The sequence below is a fragment of the Vreelandella populi genome, assembly GCF_003989825.1.
GTDB classification, from domain to species: Bacteria; Pseudomonadota; Gammaproteobacteria; order Pseudomonadales; family Halomonadaceae; genus Vreelandella; species Vreelandella populi.
Window position 1 is genome coordinate 17,072 of sequence record NZ_RZHE01000004.1, and the last position, 14,996, is coordinate 32,067.

Sequence of the window (14,996 nt, forward strand, 5' to 3'; positions counted from 1 at the left end):
GAAAATATGCGATGAGTACATTCTCACCTTTAGCCAACCCTACCTCTCGGCATGAGCGCCTGCTGGTTATTTATACCGGCGGTACGATTGGCATGCAGCAGACAGCCGGCGGGCTGGCACCGGGCGGGAATTTTGCACAACGTATGGCCGCTGCCCTGGGCAAACTGCCTGTTGACCAGCAGCAATCGCTTCCCGCCTATGATGTTATTAGCTATACCTCTCTGATTGATTCCAGCGCGGCCACTCCGCTTAACTGGCAGCAGCTGGCCCGCGATATTGTCACCCGCTTGACCGACTATCGGGGTTTTGTGGTCATCCATGGCACCGATACGCTGAGCTGGACTGCCTCAAGCCTAGCCTATCAGCTGCAAGGCCTGGACAGGCCGGTGGTGTTAACCGGTGCTATGCTGCCACTGGAAGCGCCTGGTGGCGATGGTCTGAACAACCTTCATGGCGCATTACGGTTTGCCGCTCAGTCCGGGCTTCAGGAGGTCGCCGTTTATTTTGCCAATCGACTGATGCGTGGCGTGCGCTCGGTAAAGCAGCATAGTGAAGCATTAGCCGCGTTTGCCACACCCGGCTACCCACTATTGGGCGAACGCGTAGGTAACGACTTCGTTTATTACCCAAGCCAGGGCCTGGGTGTTCAGCAGCGCGGAGCACCGCGCTTTGAATTGCCCGATTACCAGGGCATTCATCAAGGCGAAGTGGTTCGCATAGCGCTTTGGCCGGGTATGGCCGCATGGCAACTGGCCGCATGGCTAGGCGATTCGCGCGTTAAAGGCGCCGTATTACAGCTTTGGGGGGCAGGCAACCTGCCGGACGACCCGGCTCTGCTGGATGTACTTGCCGAAGCAAGCGGTGAAGGAAAGCTGTTGGCAGCCATAACTCTCTGCCCAGAGGGCAGTATACACATGGGCGCCTATGCGGCTGGGCAAGGGTTAGCCGATACCGGAGTTCTTTCAGGCGATGCCATGACGCCGGAGGCCACTTACACCAAGCTGGTGCATCTTCTAGCCCAACCGGTTGGACTGGACATACAGCGGCAGCGTTTTCTAACAGCACTGGTGGGTGAACGCTAGACGCTTTGGCGAAATCTATAATCTACGCTATGGTTAACAATGGTAACCAATTGATGGAGCGTATTTTTATGGAAAAGCCAGTACATTTTTTCAGTGATCTATTTGAACAGCTGGGCCTTTCATCCGATTCAGATTCGATTGAGCAGTTCATCAAGCATCATCGTCCCCTGCCAGCAGATATGGAACTTGCAGAGGCCCCCTGCTGGAATGAAGGCCAAGCTGAATTCCTGCGCGAAGCAATTGAAGATGACGCTGACTGGGCGGAGCTGGTTGACCATCTGGATGTAGCCATGCACCAAGATAATTAAGCTCTCTTTGTTTTAGCTTTTTTTGGGCGCCGCTTCAGAACGGCGCTTGAACCAAGCCCCCACAAGCAAAAGTAGGGTGAGCGCCACGAGCGGCAATAGGACCTCAAATTGCAGAGCATCCTCCTCTTCAATGGCTTCAAGCGCTCCGTATATCGCACTGCTATAAACACCCCATTTTACTGATAGTCCCAACGCCGCCGCCAATAAAAATATCGACAGAGATATGCGACTCAACCCCGCTGCAAAGTTAATCACCGCATGGGGAAAGCCTGGCAAGACACGAAATGCACACTGAGTTAACAGGTCACTTCTCGCTTGAAGCGTTTGCGTGACGCGAAGGGTTAAGCCTTTCGGCTTCCATCTTGTACCGGTATGCGCTGCCAGCTGATACCCTCCGAACGCACCGGCCACACTGCCAAGCGTTAACAGGAGAGTGGCCATCAGCGGCGGGTAAAAGGGGGCTATTAGCCATAACCCGATACTACCGGGCAAACCAACCGTCACGGTAAGTGCCGTCAACACGACGACCCCAGCTATAACCGCCGGATGATAGGTGAACTGCGATACCCGATGCTTGATAGCCATCAAATCCGGGGAATACCATTGCCATAAAAAGATCAGCAATGCGATACAAGCAATGCTTCCCGTCCACTTCCAAAAGCGAAGTGAATGGTTACCCATTCAGGCGCGCCTCAACACGCTCAAGAATCTGTCGGCTGACTTTACCCACTAGCGGCCTGGCGGCTTTATTGACAGCTTTTTCCATTAACCGATTACGGATTTCATAGCTGAGGGTCAGTGAGACTTCGGTACCCTCCGGGACTTCGCGCAATTCATACCGTCCCTGGTTTTTGACGCCATCCAGTGATTCCCAGGCGAGCACATGGGGCGGCTGAATTTCGGTTACTGCTACCTCAAACGCCCAGTCCATCCCCACGGCGCGCACGTTCCAGCGATAATGATCGTTACCCAACGAATCAATAGAGCGTATTAGATCCGAGTAATCGGCAAAATCCTCTACTCGACGCAACAACTCAAACACGCGCTCAGGCGGCGCATTGACGATTTCACTGTGTTCTATGATGGCCATGGTTCCCTCTAAGCGCTCAAAACTATGAGCTTAGCATGTAGCACCAGCTAAATATCAAACGAGAAGTAGCAACCCATAAGACTACGGCTGGTCAGATGCGTTCTCATTGCGTAAACTTTCGCCCTCCCGGACCGGACCCCGGCATTTTGTGCAGCATTCGCGCACAAAAAATTCTCCGATTAAAGAGTATCGAGTATGTCTAACACTTCTTCTACCTCTCCCGTATCACCGACAACGGTTGTCATCTACTCAGGTGGCATGGATTCCTACACGGTTCTTCACCGTGCCATTCGTGAAGGCTTGAACGTTCACGCCCTATCCTTCAATTACGGCCAGCGCCATGCTCGCGAACTAGATGTCGCCACGCAGGTTTGTCAGCAGCTGGCGATCCCTCATCAGGTCGTCGATATCCGTGCCATTCACGGCTTGATTGATAACTCAGCGCTCACCAACTCTGATAAAGCCATGCCTAACGGCGACTACGCAGATGATAATTTGCGTTCGACCGTTGTGCCAAATCGCAATATGATCCTGCTGTCGCTGGCAATTGCCAAGGCCGTCAATATCGGTGCTGGCCGGGTGGATTATGGTGCCCACGGCGGTGACCACGTGCTTTATCCTGACTGCCGGCCCGAGTTTGTCGAGGCCATGAACCAGGTCGCAGGCATCGCCAATTTCGAACCTGTAACGTTGCATGCACCCTATCTGAAAGCCACCAAAGCGGAGATTCTGCGCGACGGTCTGTCAATGGGACTTGATTACCAGCACACCTGGACCTGCTATGAAGGGCGTGAGCTTGCCTGTGGCACGTGCGGCAGTTGCCGTGAGCGTCTGGATGCCTTTGCCACCAATAATACCGTCGACCCGCTCGCTTATGCTTCTCACACCGGCCAGGCAGACTGCTGATGTATCATGTTAAAGAAGCGTTTTACACGCTACAGGGCGAAGGTGCCCAAGCCGGACGCGCCAGTGTTTTTTGCCGCTTTAGTGGCTGCAACCTGTGGTCAGGACGTGAAGCAGACCGTGCCCTGGCAAAATGCACTTTCTGCGATACCGATTTTATCGGCACCGATGGGATCAATGGTGGCCGCTTTGCTAGCGCAGAGGAACTCGCCGATCACATTCATGCGCTTTGGCCACAAGGCGCCGAAAAAGCCGTGCCTTACGTTGTGTTTACCGGCGGAGAGCCGCTGCTGCAGTTGGATAGTCCTTTGATCGTCAAGCTGCATAGCCTTGGCTATGAAGTGGCAGTGGAGACAAACGGCACCCTACTCCCCCCACCGGGCATTGATTGGCTATGCGTTAGCCCAAAAGGTAGCAATCCCTTGGCGATCACTCGTGGCAATGAGCTAAAGCTTGTGTATCCGCAGGTAGATGCGCCCCCTGAGCAGTTTTCTGACCTTGCGTTCGACCACTTCTTTTTACAGCCCATGGATGTGAGCCCACTGGCGCTGCAAACCGATACGATTGTCCAGGCAACCGACTACTGCATGGCCAATCCGCAATGGCGCCTTTCTCTTCAAATGCATAAAATCGCAGGGTTTAACTAATGGCTTTATTTGTAAATCAGTTAACCCATATCGACGTTTCTTTATGGTGTGCAGAACGCGGCCTGGTTGGCTGTAGCTGGCAGGTTGACGCACTTTTAGAAGGCGAGCTGGGTGAAGACGGCATGCTGTTCGATTTTGGCGAAGTTAAGCCATGGATCAAAAGCACCCTGGATAGTGGCCTTGATCATACGCTTTTAGTACCCACTCAGGCACCGGGCATTAACGTTACTGAATGCGCCGAGGGTCTGTGCGTTCGTACAACGTCGCCTTATTCCATGGAAGTGCGCGGTCCAGCCGAAGCCTTCAGTCTGCTTCCCTGGAAGGCCATCACGCTTGAACAAGTAGCCGAGCACTTAAGCGCCGAGTTGACTGAACAGCGGCCTGCCAACGTCGACTGCGTGACGCTTACTTTAAGCGATGAAGTCATTGAGGGCGCGGCCTATGGCTATACTCACGGCTTGAAGCGTCACCTAGGCAACTGTCAGCGTATCGCTCATGGGCACCGCTCGCGTCTAGCGATCTGGCAGTCTGGCGAGCGTCAACTGGCGCTGGAAAAGCGCTGGGCAAGCTGGCTGGATAATCGCTACCTGCTTGAGCAGGCAGATATTGCCGCTCAAGGTAACGAAGTGCTTACCTGTCGCTACCAAGCCGCTCAGGGCGACTTCATGATTAGCCTGCCGACCAGCCGTTGCGCCGTATTGCCAAGCCCCACTACGGTTGAAAATATCGCACTATGGCTTGCCCACAGCATCACCAATGAAAGCGGCCAAGCAACTCGCGTGCAGGCATTTGAAGGTATCAACAAAGGAGCGTTTGCAGAAGCTTCGCCATGAGTGAGCCCACGATCATCATCAAACAAGAGGCAGGCTGCCGGGCGGGTTGCGGAGCCTGCTGCATCGCGCCATCCATCAGCTCCGCGATCCCCGGGATGCCGAACGGCAAGCCCGCCGGGGTTCGCTGCATTCAGTTGGATGAGCACAACCTGTGCAGGCTTTTTGGTGACTCAAGAAGGCCCACGGTTTGCGGCAATTTTCACTTTGATATGAGCGTTTGTGGCGAGCACCGTGATCAGGCGCTCGCCACGCTAAGCTATCTTGAAGCGGAAACAAGCTAGTACGGTGGCAACACTAACTATCAACTCCAACCGGCTGGGCCAGGCGACGGTCCAGCAGGCTCACCCAACGCACCAATACCGGCGCATCGCTATGACTGACGTCACTCAGCAAATGCCGAAACGCATCCTTTGCCTGAAGGTCGCCCGGCTCAATATGGGTAAGCCAAAGCTCCAACGCCGCCAGTTCATGATGACGGTTGCCATGCTCGCGCGCCTGGTCGATCGCCATCTTTGCAAGCGCCCTAACCTCACTGGCCGGATGATCAAGCTGATGGCGGACCTTGGCCAGTAGCGTTGCCAGCTCAGGCAAGAAGAGCGTGGTCCTTTCCCGGGCAATAATCAGGTACTGATCGAGATAATCTTCCGCTGCCTCCAGTTCCCCAAGCGCCATACAGGCATCGACATACCATAGTGAAGGCCGCTGATAGCGATCGCGCCCTTTTAACTCGGCCATTTGTTCCAGGCTTTCGCGTATCTGAACAAGCCCATTGGGGTCCCCTGCCAAGGCGCGTTGCCAGCCTATTACCCCTTGAGCAGATACCTGCCAAAGCTGCAAATCAGGGGTGCCACTGATGGCGATTGCCCGTTCGGCCTGCCGCGCCGCCAGATGGACATGGCCCAGTTGACGATAAAGCGCCGCGGCAAACATAAACGCCATTGCCAAGGTACCTGGGTGGCCGATTTTTTCAGCAAGGCGTAGCGCTGCCGATACCTGGCGCTCTGCGCGCTGGTAGTCGCCCCGCAAACACAGCGCCCACCCTTGGAAACAGGCGGCCGTTACCTGGGGGTGATCCGAAAACGGCAGCCACTCGATCATCATCTGTGCGTTCAGCGGGTCAATTTCATCCAGGTGATCGTGGGCCTGCTGAATACGTCCTGCCCAGTATTCACACTGGGCGCGGGCATAATCAGCCAGCCGCTGATAGCGAGGATCTTCCAGACGCTCGGCAATATCGGCAAGGGTCGAGGCCAATGCAAAGGCATCGGCATGGGCATAGCGCTGGCTGCGCCCTACCCATAGCCCCCACTTGACCAGAAACACCTGTTCCAGCTCTTCTGGGTCGTCCAGTTTATCGCTACCCGACTCACGCAAGAGCTCCCGAGCGCGTACAAAGCTTTCATGGGCTGTGGGTGAGCCGTGTCCTTCAAGGGCGAAGGCGGCCTGGCCGCGCACTGTGAGTAGACTAACTTCGCGCTCTATTTCGTGCTCAACGTGGCGTAGGCTGGCAAGTCCGGCATCCGCCATACGTAGCGCGGTTCGGTTAGCGCTTACCTTGAGCGCCTCACGCGCCGACAGTTCGAAATAACGCGCACCGCGTGCATAGTGACCGCTTCTGCGCAGATGCATGGCAAAATCGCCAGGGTGGCGGCTGATCCACACGGGGAAACGCTCTTCGATCAGCGTTACCACCTGCTGGTGGAGTTTGACGCGAACATCCCGCGGGCAGGAAAGATAAGCCGCTTCCTGAAGAAGCTGGTGAATAAACTGATATTCCTGTTCACCAGCCTCCTTGTTGACGGGTTCAATAATTTCCAGCTGACGCATATGCTCGATAGCCTGTGCCAGCCCGACAGGTTCCCAACCGCTACATTCGAGTAGAAAATCCAGCCGAAAGCGCTTGCCCAGCACGGCCGCCACATGGGCGATTACCCGGTCAGCTTCCAACTGATCGATACGGCTGGCCAACAAACCAAGCAGCCCTTTGGGCAGTTCATTGAACTGAACGCTACGCCCTTCACGGCGGTCCATATCCAGGCGCCGACAGATCTCCTGCATATACAGGGGGACACCATCGCAGCGCTCGATAATCTGATTGCGCAGCCTAGGGCTCAAATGGATACGATAGCGGCGCGATAGCTGGGAAAGCAGGCGCGATGACTGCTGAACGTCCAGCCTGCCTAAGTTTATTTGTTGGTCCCAATGGAGCTTTACGGGCAGCGCTTCACGGCCATGGTGGCTGGCAATCAGCATAAAGGCAGTATTGATAGGCAAGCGCGCCTGAAGTCCGGACAGTACCTTGAAGGAGGGCTCGTCAATCCACTGTAGATCGTCGATCATCAGCGCCAGCGTACGCTCTTTGGTTTGATGATCGATTAACCGATGCAGCAGTTGAACGACCAGTTCAACGGCTTCACCATTCTGGGCAAGCTGGGTGATTTCCTGGACATCGCGAACGCCGAGCGCTTCTTCCAGCAGATGCTGGCGCCCCTGCTCCAATGGTTTTTGCTCAAGCTTGGCCTGCAGGGTATGCAGGCTATCAAGCGTAGGCGGCGCATCGAGGTACCAGGCCACTAAATTACGCGCAATACCATAAGGCTCAAGCACGGATAAGCGCGTGGTCGGCTGCCAGCAAATGACGGCGTCACGGCTCAGCTCAAGCTGACGAAACCCAACCATCAGCGCCGACTTGCCCATTCCCGACGCGCCCCGTACCAGCACGCTCTGGCGAAGCCCGATACCCGCGCGGGCCAGCGCATCACGTAATGTACGCAATGAGGTTTCGCGACCCACCAAACTGGGTGGCAACGCATCTCGGCCGCCTTCATTCTGACCTAGCACCAGTGCGCGCAGGCGCACGCGCCCATCACTAGCCACCAGCCGAGATACTAGGCGCGGCTGCAGGTCGAGTGCAGGCGGCATGTGCTGGCTAGCTTCCTGAGAAATTACCAGCTCACTGCCTTCTGCCGCACTCATCAGCTCTAGCGCTACCTGGGTGACTTGGCCAAGCGGGTCTGCCAACTGGCGCTCTGCCAGATATACCACACGGCCACTGTTCAAACCGGCCGCCAGTTCAAAAATGGGAGGCTCGCCCTCACCTTCCCAGTGGCGCGCCGACTCCTGGGGTAGCGCCTGCTGGCAGTGCTCGTAAAGGGCAACAAGCTCTGCAAGCTGGTGAGCAGGTCCATGGGTACCAAAGCAGGCAAGCCCTAGCCCGCCCGTGGCGCCTGGTAGCCAAAACCCGCCCAGGTGATGACACTGCTGCTCCAACCACCGCAGCAGTTCAAGTTGCAGCGACAGGCAGTGACGCGTAGCGGCCCGCTCCTGCCAGTCGCCCTTGAGGCGTAGCCTAATCGCCATGACAGACAGCTGGCGAAGCTCAATCTCTTCATCGCGCAGTGGCTTGCTGTCGGCGGCCAGCACTCGTGAAAACGCCCCTTGGGGGCTCATCGCACGCGGGTCGTGAGAACCATCGGACCAGTAGCTGGCCAGTTGTAAAAAACTGGGTTCAGGCTGCTGCCCTGAAAGCGCCAACAGCTGCAAATAACCGTTGTACTGCTCGTGTGCTGCCGCTATCTGATTTTGCTCGGCAAGCTGGCGCACCAGCCGCTCGTGAAAAGGCGCGTAGCCTGAGAAACGGCTTACCAGCCCCTCCAGCATCGCATCAGGCGCATCATCGTGAGCCTCCAGCACCTGCTCGGCAAAACGAATCACACGCTGGCGCCATTCGTTACGCACCTGTACCAGCCAGCGCTGGAACTCGCTGCAGCTAGTTAACTGAAGCTCTTCAACCAGATCCCCTTGATAGCAGGCCAATACCGCCTCAAGAGTGGTGAGATCTCTTGGCCCTTCGAGCAGCTGCTGCAGTTCGTGCAGATCAACCCGCCAGGTAGACGGCAGCTGAAAGGCGATCGTCTGGCGCGACACATTGAGCACCTGATCGGCACTGCCGCCCAGGGAATGACGTAGACAGTGCAACGCATGACGCAGGTTGGTTCTACCTGATGAGAGACCCTGATCAGGCCACAGCAGCTCGGCTAATGCCGCGCGATTAACCGGCTGGCGATGAAGTAGCAAGTACACCAGCAGCGCTTTGACCTTGTCATAGCTAAAGTGGGTCAGCACATCATCGCCCTGGGAGAGGGAAAAATGGCCAAAGAGGATTAGCTGATCAGACTCACGAGCATCGCGCATGATACATATCCTGCCTAGGCTAGCGGCATGTTAAGCAGGTACACCGCTATGAAAACGAAAAGCCGTATCGGGTGAGGTTATCAGCTCTGCTTCACGGGCCACAAAAAAAGCGATTCTTTCATCGATTGACTCGCTGGTTTGCTGGCGCGCAAGCAGTAGATAGTCTTCAAAATGACGCCCTTCAGACTTCACCAACGTGCGATAAAACTTGGCAAGCTCCTCATCCAGATAAGGGATCAATCGCGCAAAGCGCTCGCAGCTGCGGGCTTCAATCAAGCCACCAATGATAAGTACGTCAATCAAGCGCTCAGGATCATTGCTGCGCAAGTGACGCCGCAATCCTTCGGCATAGCGCGAGGCCGTCAAGTGGCGGTAGGCAACGCCCCGTTTTTCCATCAGCCCGACTACCTGCTCGAAGTGGAGCAGCTCTTCTCGCGCAAGCTGTGACATCTTGCTGAGCAAAAGCGGCTGGTCTACATAACGGTAAAGCAGGCTCATGGCCGTTGATGCGGCCTTCTTTTCACACTGCGCATGGTCAATCAACAAAATTTCAGGATTATCCATTGCCCAACGAAGCCAACTCTCTGGCGTTTCGCAGGCCAGAAACGCGTTTAAACTTTCTGGCAGTAGATCATCAGCCTTAAGCCCATGACCCGCCGTTTTCAGTTCAGTTAAAGGTATTGACATAACATTCTTCCGAGCGCTTATCCCACTATTGTACATATCTAAACGCCTCTGGCGCTCTACCTATCCTTTTTGGCTATACCGATCAACCAAGACACATGATCCATCGGCTACATCTCATGTTACCTGTGTTTACATAGTGCAGCGCTAATAGGGGAAAATAAACCGCGCTTGTAATGAAGCCATGTATTTTTCTAAAGTTAACGCTATAGACCTCAATCTATGGTAACCCGATGTAATGTCTATAACACCCATAGTCCTGTAAGTGCTGGATGTCTGCCCTTACAACATTTAGTTAAATCGTTAGGAAAATCAGTAAAAAGTCGCTCTCTTAGCTGCGCCTTCTCCCTCCTCAACACAAAGTACAAGTTTGGGCTGATGCCTTCTTCTTAACATTGTCGACAGTTTCCCGTAGAATCCGTGCCATCCAACCAGACGCTGTTTGTCAAGCGTATGTCATGTGGTCGAGCGCACGCTCCAACACCTTGAAACTGTGTGTTCGCCACCATAAAGCAGATGAGAGGGCCCCAACGTGCTTGAAGCATATCGCCAACATGTCGAGGAACGCGCCGCTGAAGGCGTACCAGCCAAGCCTTTAACCGCCGAGCAAGTTGCCGCCTTGATTGAGCTGCTAAAAAACCCACCGGCCGGTGAAGAAGAGTTCATTCTTGATCTAATTACCAACCGGGTTCCGCCGGGTGTTGATGAAGCCGCTTACGTTAAAGCAGGCTTTCTTACCGCCATCGCTAAAGGCGAAGCCACTTCACCGCTTATCGACAAGATTCATGCGGTCAAGCTTTTGGGCACCATGCAGGGCGGCTATAACATCGTTTCCATGGTAGAGCTTCTGGATAATGAGGAACTTGCCCGTGAAGCCGGCGAGCAGCTCAAGCACACTTTGCTGATGTTTGACGCTTTTCACGATGTTGAAGAGCGCGCCAAGAACGGTAACAACGTTGCCAAAGATGTTATTCAATCCTGGGCTGAAGCGGAGTGGTTCCTCTCCAAACCAGCCTTGGAAGAAAAAATCACCCTGACCGTTTTCAAGGTACCAGGGGAAACTAACACGGATGATCTCTCCCCGGCACCTGATGCCTGGTCGCGTCCGGACATCCCGCTGCATGCCAACGCGATGCTTAAAAACGAGCGTGACGGGATTTTGCCTGAAGTACCGGGCACCACCGGCCCCCTCAAGCAGGTCGAAGAAGTTAAAGCCAAGGGTTTCCCGGTTGCCTACGTAGGCGACGTGGTAGGCACCGGCTCTTCGCGCAAATCAGCCACCAACTCGGTGCTGTGGTTCTTTGGCGACGATATGCCGTTTGTACCCAACAAGCGTGCGGGTGGTTTCTGCTTTGGTAGCAAGATTGCCCCTATCTTCTTCAACACCATGGAAGACTCCGGCGCCCTGCCTGTTGAGATGGACGTTTCCAAGCTGGAAATGGGCGATGTTATCGACGTCTATCCCTATGAAGGCAAGGTGTGCAAGCACGGCACTGACGAAGTGCTAACAACGTTCGAACTCAAGACCCAGCTGATTCTGGATGAAGTACGTGCTGGCGGCCGTATTCCCCTGATCATTGGCCGTGGTTTGACCGGCAAGGCGCGCGAATCTCTGGGCCTTGAACCTTCTGACGTGTTCCGTCTTCCTGACCAGCCCAAAGATACGGGCAAAGGCTTTACCCTGGCACAGAAGATGGTCGGCAAGGCCTGCGGCATGGATGGCGTTCGTCCGGGCATGTACTGCGAGCCCAAGATGACTACCGTTGGTTCCCAGGACACCACCGGCCCGATGACCCGTGATGAGCTGAAAGATCTGGCCTGCCTGGGCTTCCAGGCGGATCTGGTCATGCAGTCATTCTGCCACACCGCCGCTTATCCGAAGCCTGTTGACGTGGACACCCACCACACGCTGCCTGACTTCATCATGAACCGTGGCGGCGTATCGCTGCGTCCTGGCGACGGTATCATCCACAGCTGGCTGAACCGTATGCTGCTGCCTGATACCGTAGGTACCGGTGGCGATTCACACACCCGCTTCCCGCTGGGCATCTCATTCCCTGCAGGCTCTGGCCTGGTTGCTTTCGCAGCAGCTACCGGCGTTATGCCACTGGATATGCCAGAATCCGTACTGGTTCGCTTTAAAGGCAAGCGCCAGCCCGGTGTTACCCTGCGCGACCTGGTTCACGCCATTCCGCTTTACGGTATCAAGCAGGGCCTTCTGACTGTTGATAAGGCCAACAAGAAGAATGCTTTCTCCGGCCGGGTACTGGAAATTGAAGGTCTTGAAGATCTGACCGTCGAGCAAGCATTTGAGCTTTCCGATGCCTCAGCCGAGCGCTCTGCCGCAGGCTGCACCATTACACTATCTGATGAAAGTGTGACGGAGTACCTGAAGTCCAACATCACGCTGCTGAAGTGGATGATTGCCAACGGCTACGGCGATGAGCGCACGATCAGCCGTCGTATCGAAGGCATGGAAGCATGGCTTGCCAACCCGAGCCTGATGCGTGCCGATGCGGATGCCGAGTACGCTGAAGTCATCGAAATCGATCTGTCAGAGATCAAAGAGCCTGTACTTTGCGCGCCTAACGATCCAGACGACGCTCGTTTACTGTCTGAGGTAGCGGGCGAGAAAATTGATGAAGTGTTTATCGGCTCGTGCATGACCAACATTGGTCACTTCCGTGCAGCGGGTAAACTTCTTGAAAAGCAGCCTGCAGGCAGCCTGAAAACTCGCCTGTGGCTGGCACCGCCGACCAAGATGGATCAGCACCAGCTGACCGAAGAGGGTTACTACGGCATTTATGGCCGTGCAGGTGCGCGCATGGAAATGCCGGGATGTTCGCTGTGTATGGGTAACCAGGCGCGCGTTGCAGCAAAAAGCACCGTTGTGTCTACGTCTACACGTAACTTCCCGAACCGCCTGGGTGATGGTGCCAACGTGTACCTCGCCTCAGCGGAACTAGCCGCCGTTGCTGCGGTTGAAGGTCGCCTGCCAAGCGTTGAAGAGTATCAGCGTTACATGAGTGAATTTGACGCCATGGCGGGAGAGATCTATCGTTACATGAACTTCCACGAAATTGAGGAGTATCAGAAGATTGCCTCAAACGTGATTCCGGTTGCTCAAGAAGCGTAACCACCCCATCGCCGATGCTCGCACCATCGCAGAAGAGATGAACGTTCATTACTTCTGAGTCGATGACCGAACGCCCCACACTTTTAAAGTCGTGGGGCGTTTTTATTGCTGTCCCAATGGCACGACTTGCGAAGACCCTTAGATACTGCCACGCTGTTAATTCATCCTCATGATTTAAAAGACAATGCAGCCATTGACCCAGCTTGGCTCTGCCTTACTTAGAACACTTCGCGATCATCTACGCCCTTTGATTGCCTACCACTTGTTCTTTACCCTGCTTGCCTCCGCTCTTTTACTGCCCTTGATTGGGTGGGCGACGCGAGGCCTGCTTGCTCAGCTTAGGCGGACAGTCGTTACCAATGATGAACTGATCAGCTTGCTTTTCAGCCCGCTCGGGCTTATTGGCATGCTGGTGGTTCTAGGCTTCACATTTCTGATTATCTACTGGCAGCAGGCCGGCATGCTGCTGGTCGCCGTACGGCCCAAAAGCAACCACTATCGGCTTGCCTTTGAGGCGCTCTGGCTAAGCGTTCGCCGCCTTCCGGCACTGGCCGGACTGGTCATCCTGCAGGTAGGAACACACCTGCTGCTGCTGGCACCTTTCATGGTCGCCTTGGCCTGGCTTTACGGTATGTGGCTAGGCGGCATGGACCTCTACTACCTGCAGCGTGTCAAACCACCAGTGCTTTGGTACTTTATTGCCTGCGCCTTGCCGCTGGCACTCGCCTGGATGGCCCTTGCCGCAAAGCTTTATCTGCGCTGGCTATTAGCCCTGCCTCTGGTGGCCCTTGAAAACTGCAGCCCGATTCGCGCTTTAAAGCGTAGCGTTCACTTAACACGGGGCTGGCATCGCTCTATCGGCGCGGCCGTGCTAATTGTGTTGCTGCTGGTTATCTCCCTGCCAATTATCGCTACGCTTACGTTTGATAGTCTGGTTACCCCCCTGCTTCGGTGGCTGCCGGAGCATAATGCCCTGCTGATCCCCGCCATGTTCGCCTACCTGACCAGTTATCTGCTGTTAACACTGGCTATTACGTTTATCGGTATTGTGGCGAATGCGCTACTGTCAGCCTGCCTGTATCTTCAGTTGGCTCATCAGGAAATGCGCCCAGCGCCTCCATCGGCAACGGTAACATCCGGTAGGTTTGCCTGGGCTGTTGAGCTTAGCGTACTGCTATTTGCCGCACTGCAAGCCTGGTGGATTCTGAATAGCTTCGAGCTGCGTGATAACGTCCAGGTGATTGCCCACCGCGGCAGCTCGATGGTTGCCCCGGAAAATACCCTTTCCGCTGTGGAGCAGGCCCTGTTGGACAAGGCTGACTACGTGGAGCTTGACGTTCGCTTGACTGCGGATAATCAAGTGATGATCTACCATGACCGCACGCTTGCCAGGCTGACCGGGGATAACCGGGAGTTCGATGACCTGACGCGGGAAGAACTCGCCCAGTACGATATAGGCAGTTGGTTTGGCGATGCTTTTCAGGGCGAACCAATTGCAGGCCTGGATGAGGTATTAACGCGTGTGCGCGGCCATGCCGGACTGATGATCGATATGAAAGCATCACCGGGAGCAGAGCAGACACTGGCTGACGCCGTTATTGACCAGCTACATAAAGAGACGGATATCCGCTACGCCTGCTGGGCTGCTAGTACGGATGCCATAGTGGCCCATGGGCAGTGTGGCTTTCCCAATGCGCTAATGGATATGCGGGTCGCGACCATGTCGCCTGCGCTGGTCAGCTACATCAAGACCCACGCACCTGAGCTTCGAGTGACGTTACTTGCCCAGCTTATTTTACCCGGCACGTTGGATCGCCGGGGATTTGACGCATTGGGGCTGCGCCATAATCGTATTAGTGAAGAGGAGATTCGCCTAGCCGCGCTTTATGGTTATGAGGTACATGCCTGGACGGTTAATGATCGGGCGCGCATGTCGACCCTGATTGACCTGGGGGTAGATGCAATTATCACGGACTATCCTGATCGCCTTCGTGAACTTATTGAAGAGCGGCATACGTTAAGCGACGGGGAGCTGCTGCTGGTTAAGCTGCGTAACTGGCTGCGCCAGTAAGTACCATGCAAAAAGCAAAGCGCTGTATCAAGTAACTTGATACAGCGC

12 protein-coding genes are annotated in these 14,996 nt (G+C 55.1%); 8 read left to right on the forward strand and 4 right to left on the reverse strand.

Translation table 11 applies throughout. The annotated features are described in order from the left end of the window. Positions 1–11: 11 nt before the first annotated feature. Positions 12–1,082: an asparaginase gene (locus ELY25_RS03165; RefSeq protein ID WP_126949841.1), complete on the forward strand. Its 1,071-nt coding sequence runs from the start codon at positions 12–14 to the stop codon at positions 1,080–1,082. Positions 1,083–1,150: 68 nt separating this feature from the next. Further along, positions 1,151–1,390, forward strand: coding sequence for a DUF2789 domain-containing protein (locus ELY25_RS03170; protein WP_126949842.1), 240 nt, complete (start codon positions 1,151–1,153; stop codon positions 1,388–1,390). A 12-nt stretch (positions 1,391–1,402) separates the two neighbouring features. On the opposite strand, the gene ELY25_RS03175 is transcribed toward ELY25_RS03170, so the two are convergent. Both ELY25_RS03175 and ELY25_RS03180 read right to left on the reverse strand, forming a co-directional pair. Continuing rightward, on the reverse strand, positions 1,403–2,071 hold the full coding sequence (locus tag ELY25_RS03175; RefSeq protein ID WP_126949843.1) for a TVP38/TMEM64 family protein: 669 nt from the start codon (positions 2,069–2,071) through the stop codon (positions 1,403–1,405). After that, positions 2,064–2,480 carry an SRPBCC family protein gene (locus ELY25_RS03180; protein WP_126949844.1) on the reverse strand — a complete coding sequence of 139 codons (417 nt, stop codon included), beginning with the start codon at positions 2,478–2,480 and terminating at the stop codon, positions 2,064–2,066. Before ELY25_RS03180 ends, ELY25_RS03175 begins: the two co-directional genes overlap by 8 nt. Positions 2,481–2,675: 195 nt before the next feature. Between ELY25_RS03180 and queC the strand changes: the two genes are divergently transcribed. Genes queC through ELY25_RS03200 form a run of 4 tightly spaced genes read left to right on the forward strand, consistent with a single transcriptional unit; the run spans position 2,676 to position 5,144 of the window. Next, positions 2,676–3,386 carry a 7-cyano-7-deazaguanine synthase QueC gene (gene queC / locus ELY25_RS03185; protein ID WP_126949845.1) on the forward strand — a complete coding sequence of 237 codons (711 nt, stop codon included), beginning with the start codon at positions 2,676–2,678 and terminating at the stop codon, positions 3,384–3,386. Beyond that, positions 3,386–4,030 (forward strand): 7-carboxy-7-deazaguanine synthase, encoded by a 645-nt coding sequence (gene queE, locus ELY25_RS03190; protein ID WP_126949846.1) that lies wholly within the window; start codon positions 3,386–3,388, stop codon positions 4,028–4,030. Before queC ends, queE begins: the two co-directional genes overlap by 1 nt. Next, positions 4,030–4,863, forward strand: coding sequence for a 6-pyruvoyl trahydropterin synthase family protein (locus ELY25_RS03195; RefSeq protein ID WP_126949847.1), 834 nt, complete (start codon positions 4,030–4,032; stop codon positions 4,861–4,863). The genes queE and ELY25_RS03195 overlap by 1 nt, the downstream gene beginning before the upstream one ends. Beyond that, the gene (locus ELY25_RS03200; protein ID WP_126949848.1) at positions 4,860–5,144 is read left to right on the forward strand and encodes a YkgJ family cysteine cluster protein; all 285 of its coding nucleotides are present in this window, start codon (positions 4,860–4,862) and stop codon (positions 5,142–5,144) included. Before ELY25_RS03195 ends, ELY25_RS03200 begins: the two co-directional genes overlap by 4 nt. 13 nt (positions 5,145–5,157) lie before the next feature. On the opposite strand, the gene ELY25_RS03205 is transcribed toward ELY25_RS03200, so the two are convergent. Together ELY25_RS03205 and ELY25_RS03210 are read right to left on the reverse strand one after the other, a co-directional pair. Then, the gene (locus ELY25_RS03205) at positions 5,158–9,057 is read right to left on the reverse strand and encodes an ATP-binding protein (RefSeq protein WP_126949849.1); all 3,900 of its coding nucleotides are present in this window, start codon (positions 9,055–9,057) and stop codon (positions 5,158–5,160) included. Between the two features lie 30 nt (positions 9,058–9,087). Beyond that, a complete protein-coding gene (locus ELY25_RS03210; protein WP_126949850.1) occupies positions 9,088–9,744 on the reverse strand; it encodes a MiaE family protein in 657 nt (218 codons plus the stop codon). A 529-nt stretch (positions 9,745–10,273) separates the two neighbouring features. Between ELY25_RS03210 and acnB the strand changes: the two genes are divergently transcribed. Next, a complete protein-coding gene (acnB, locus tag ELY25_RS03215; RefSeq protein ID WP_126949851.1) occupies positions 10,274–12,877 on the forward strand; it encodes a bifunctional aconitate hydratase 2/2-methylisocitrate dehydratase in 2,604 nt (867 codons plus the stop codon). A gap of 184 nt (positions 12,878–13,061) precedes the next feature. Then, entirely contained in the window at positions 13,062–14,948 is a 1,887-nt protein-coding gene (locus ELY25_RS03220; protein ID WP_126949852.1) for a glycerophosphodiester phosphodiesterase family protein, read from the forward strand. Positions 14,949–14,996 lie beyond the last annotated feature (48 nt).

Coding starts and splice junctions, on each gene's coding strand:
- queC (WP_126949845.1), top strand. CDS start 2,676: ATGTCTAACACTTCTTCTACCTCTCCCGTATCACCGACAACGGTTGTC.
- ELY25_RS03200 (WP_126949848.1), top strand. CDS start 4,860: ATGAGTGAGCCCACGATCATCATCAAACAAGAGGCAGGCTGCCGGGCG.
- ELY25_RS03210 (WP_126949850.1), bottom strand. CDS start 9,744: ATGTCAATACCTTTAACTGAACTGAAAACGGCGGGTCATGGGCTTAAG.
- ELY25_RS03195 (WP_126949847.1), top strand. CDS start 4,030: ATGGCTTTATTTGTAAATCAGTTAACCCATATCGACGTTTCTTTATGG.
- ELY25_RS03180 (WP_126949844.1), bottom strand. CDS start 2,480: ATGGCCATCATAGAACACAGTGAAATCGTCAATGCGCCGCCTGAGCGC.
- ELY25_RS03165 (WP_126949841.1), top strand. CDS start 12: ATGAGTACATTCTCACCTTTAGCCAACCCTACCTCTCGGCATGAGCGC.
- ELY25_RS03175 (WP_126949843.1), bottom strand. CDS start 2,071: ATGGGTAACCATTCACTTCGCTTTTGGAAGTGGACGGGAAGCATTGCT.
- ELY25_RS03170 (WP_126949842.1), top strand. CDS start 1,151: ATGGAAAAGCCAGTACATTTTTTCAGTGATCTATTTGAACAGCTGGGC.
- ELY25_RS03205 (WP_126949849.1), bottom strand. CDS start 9,057: ATGCGCGATGCTCGTGAGTCTGATCAGCTAATCCTCTTTGGCCATTTT.
- ELY25_RS03220 (WP_126949852.1), top strand. CDS start 13,062: ATGCAGCCATTGACCCAGCTTGGCTCTGCCTTACTTAGAACACTTCGC.
- queE (WP_126949846.1), top strand. CDS start 3,386: ATGTATCATGTTAAAGAAGCGTTTTACACGCTACAGGGCGAAGGTGCC.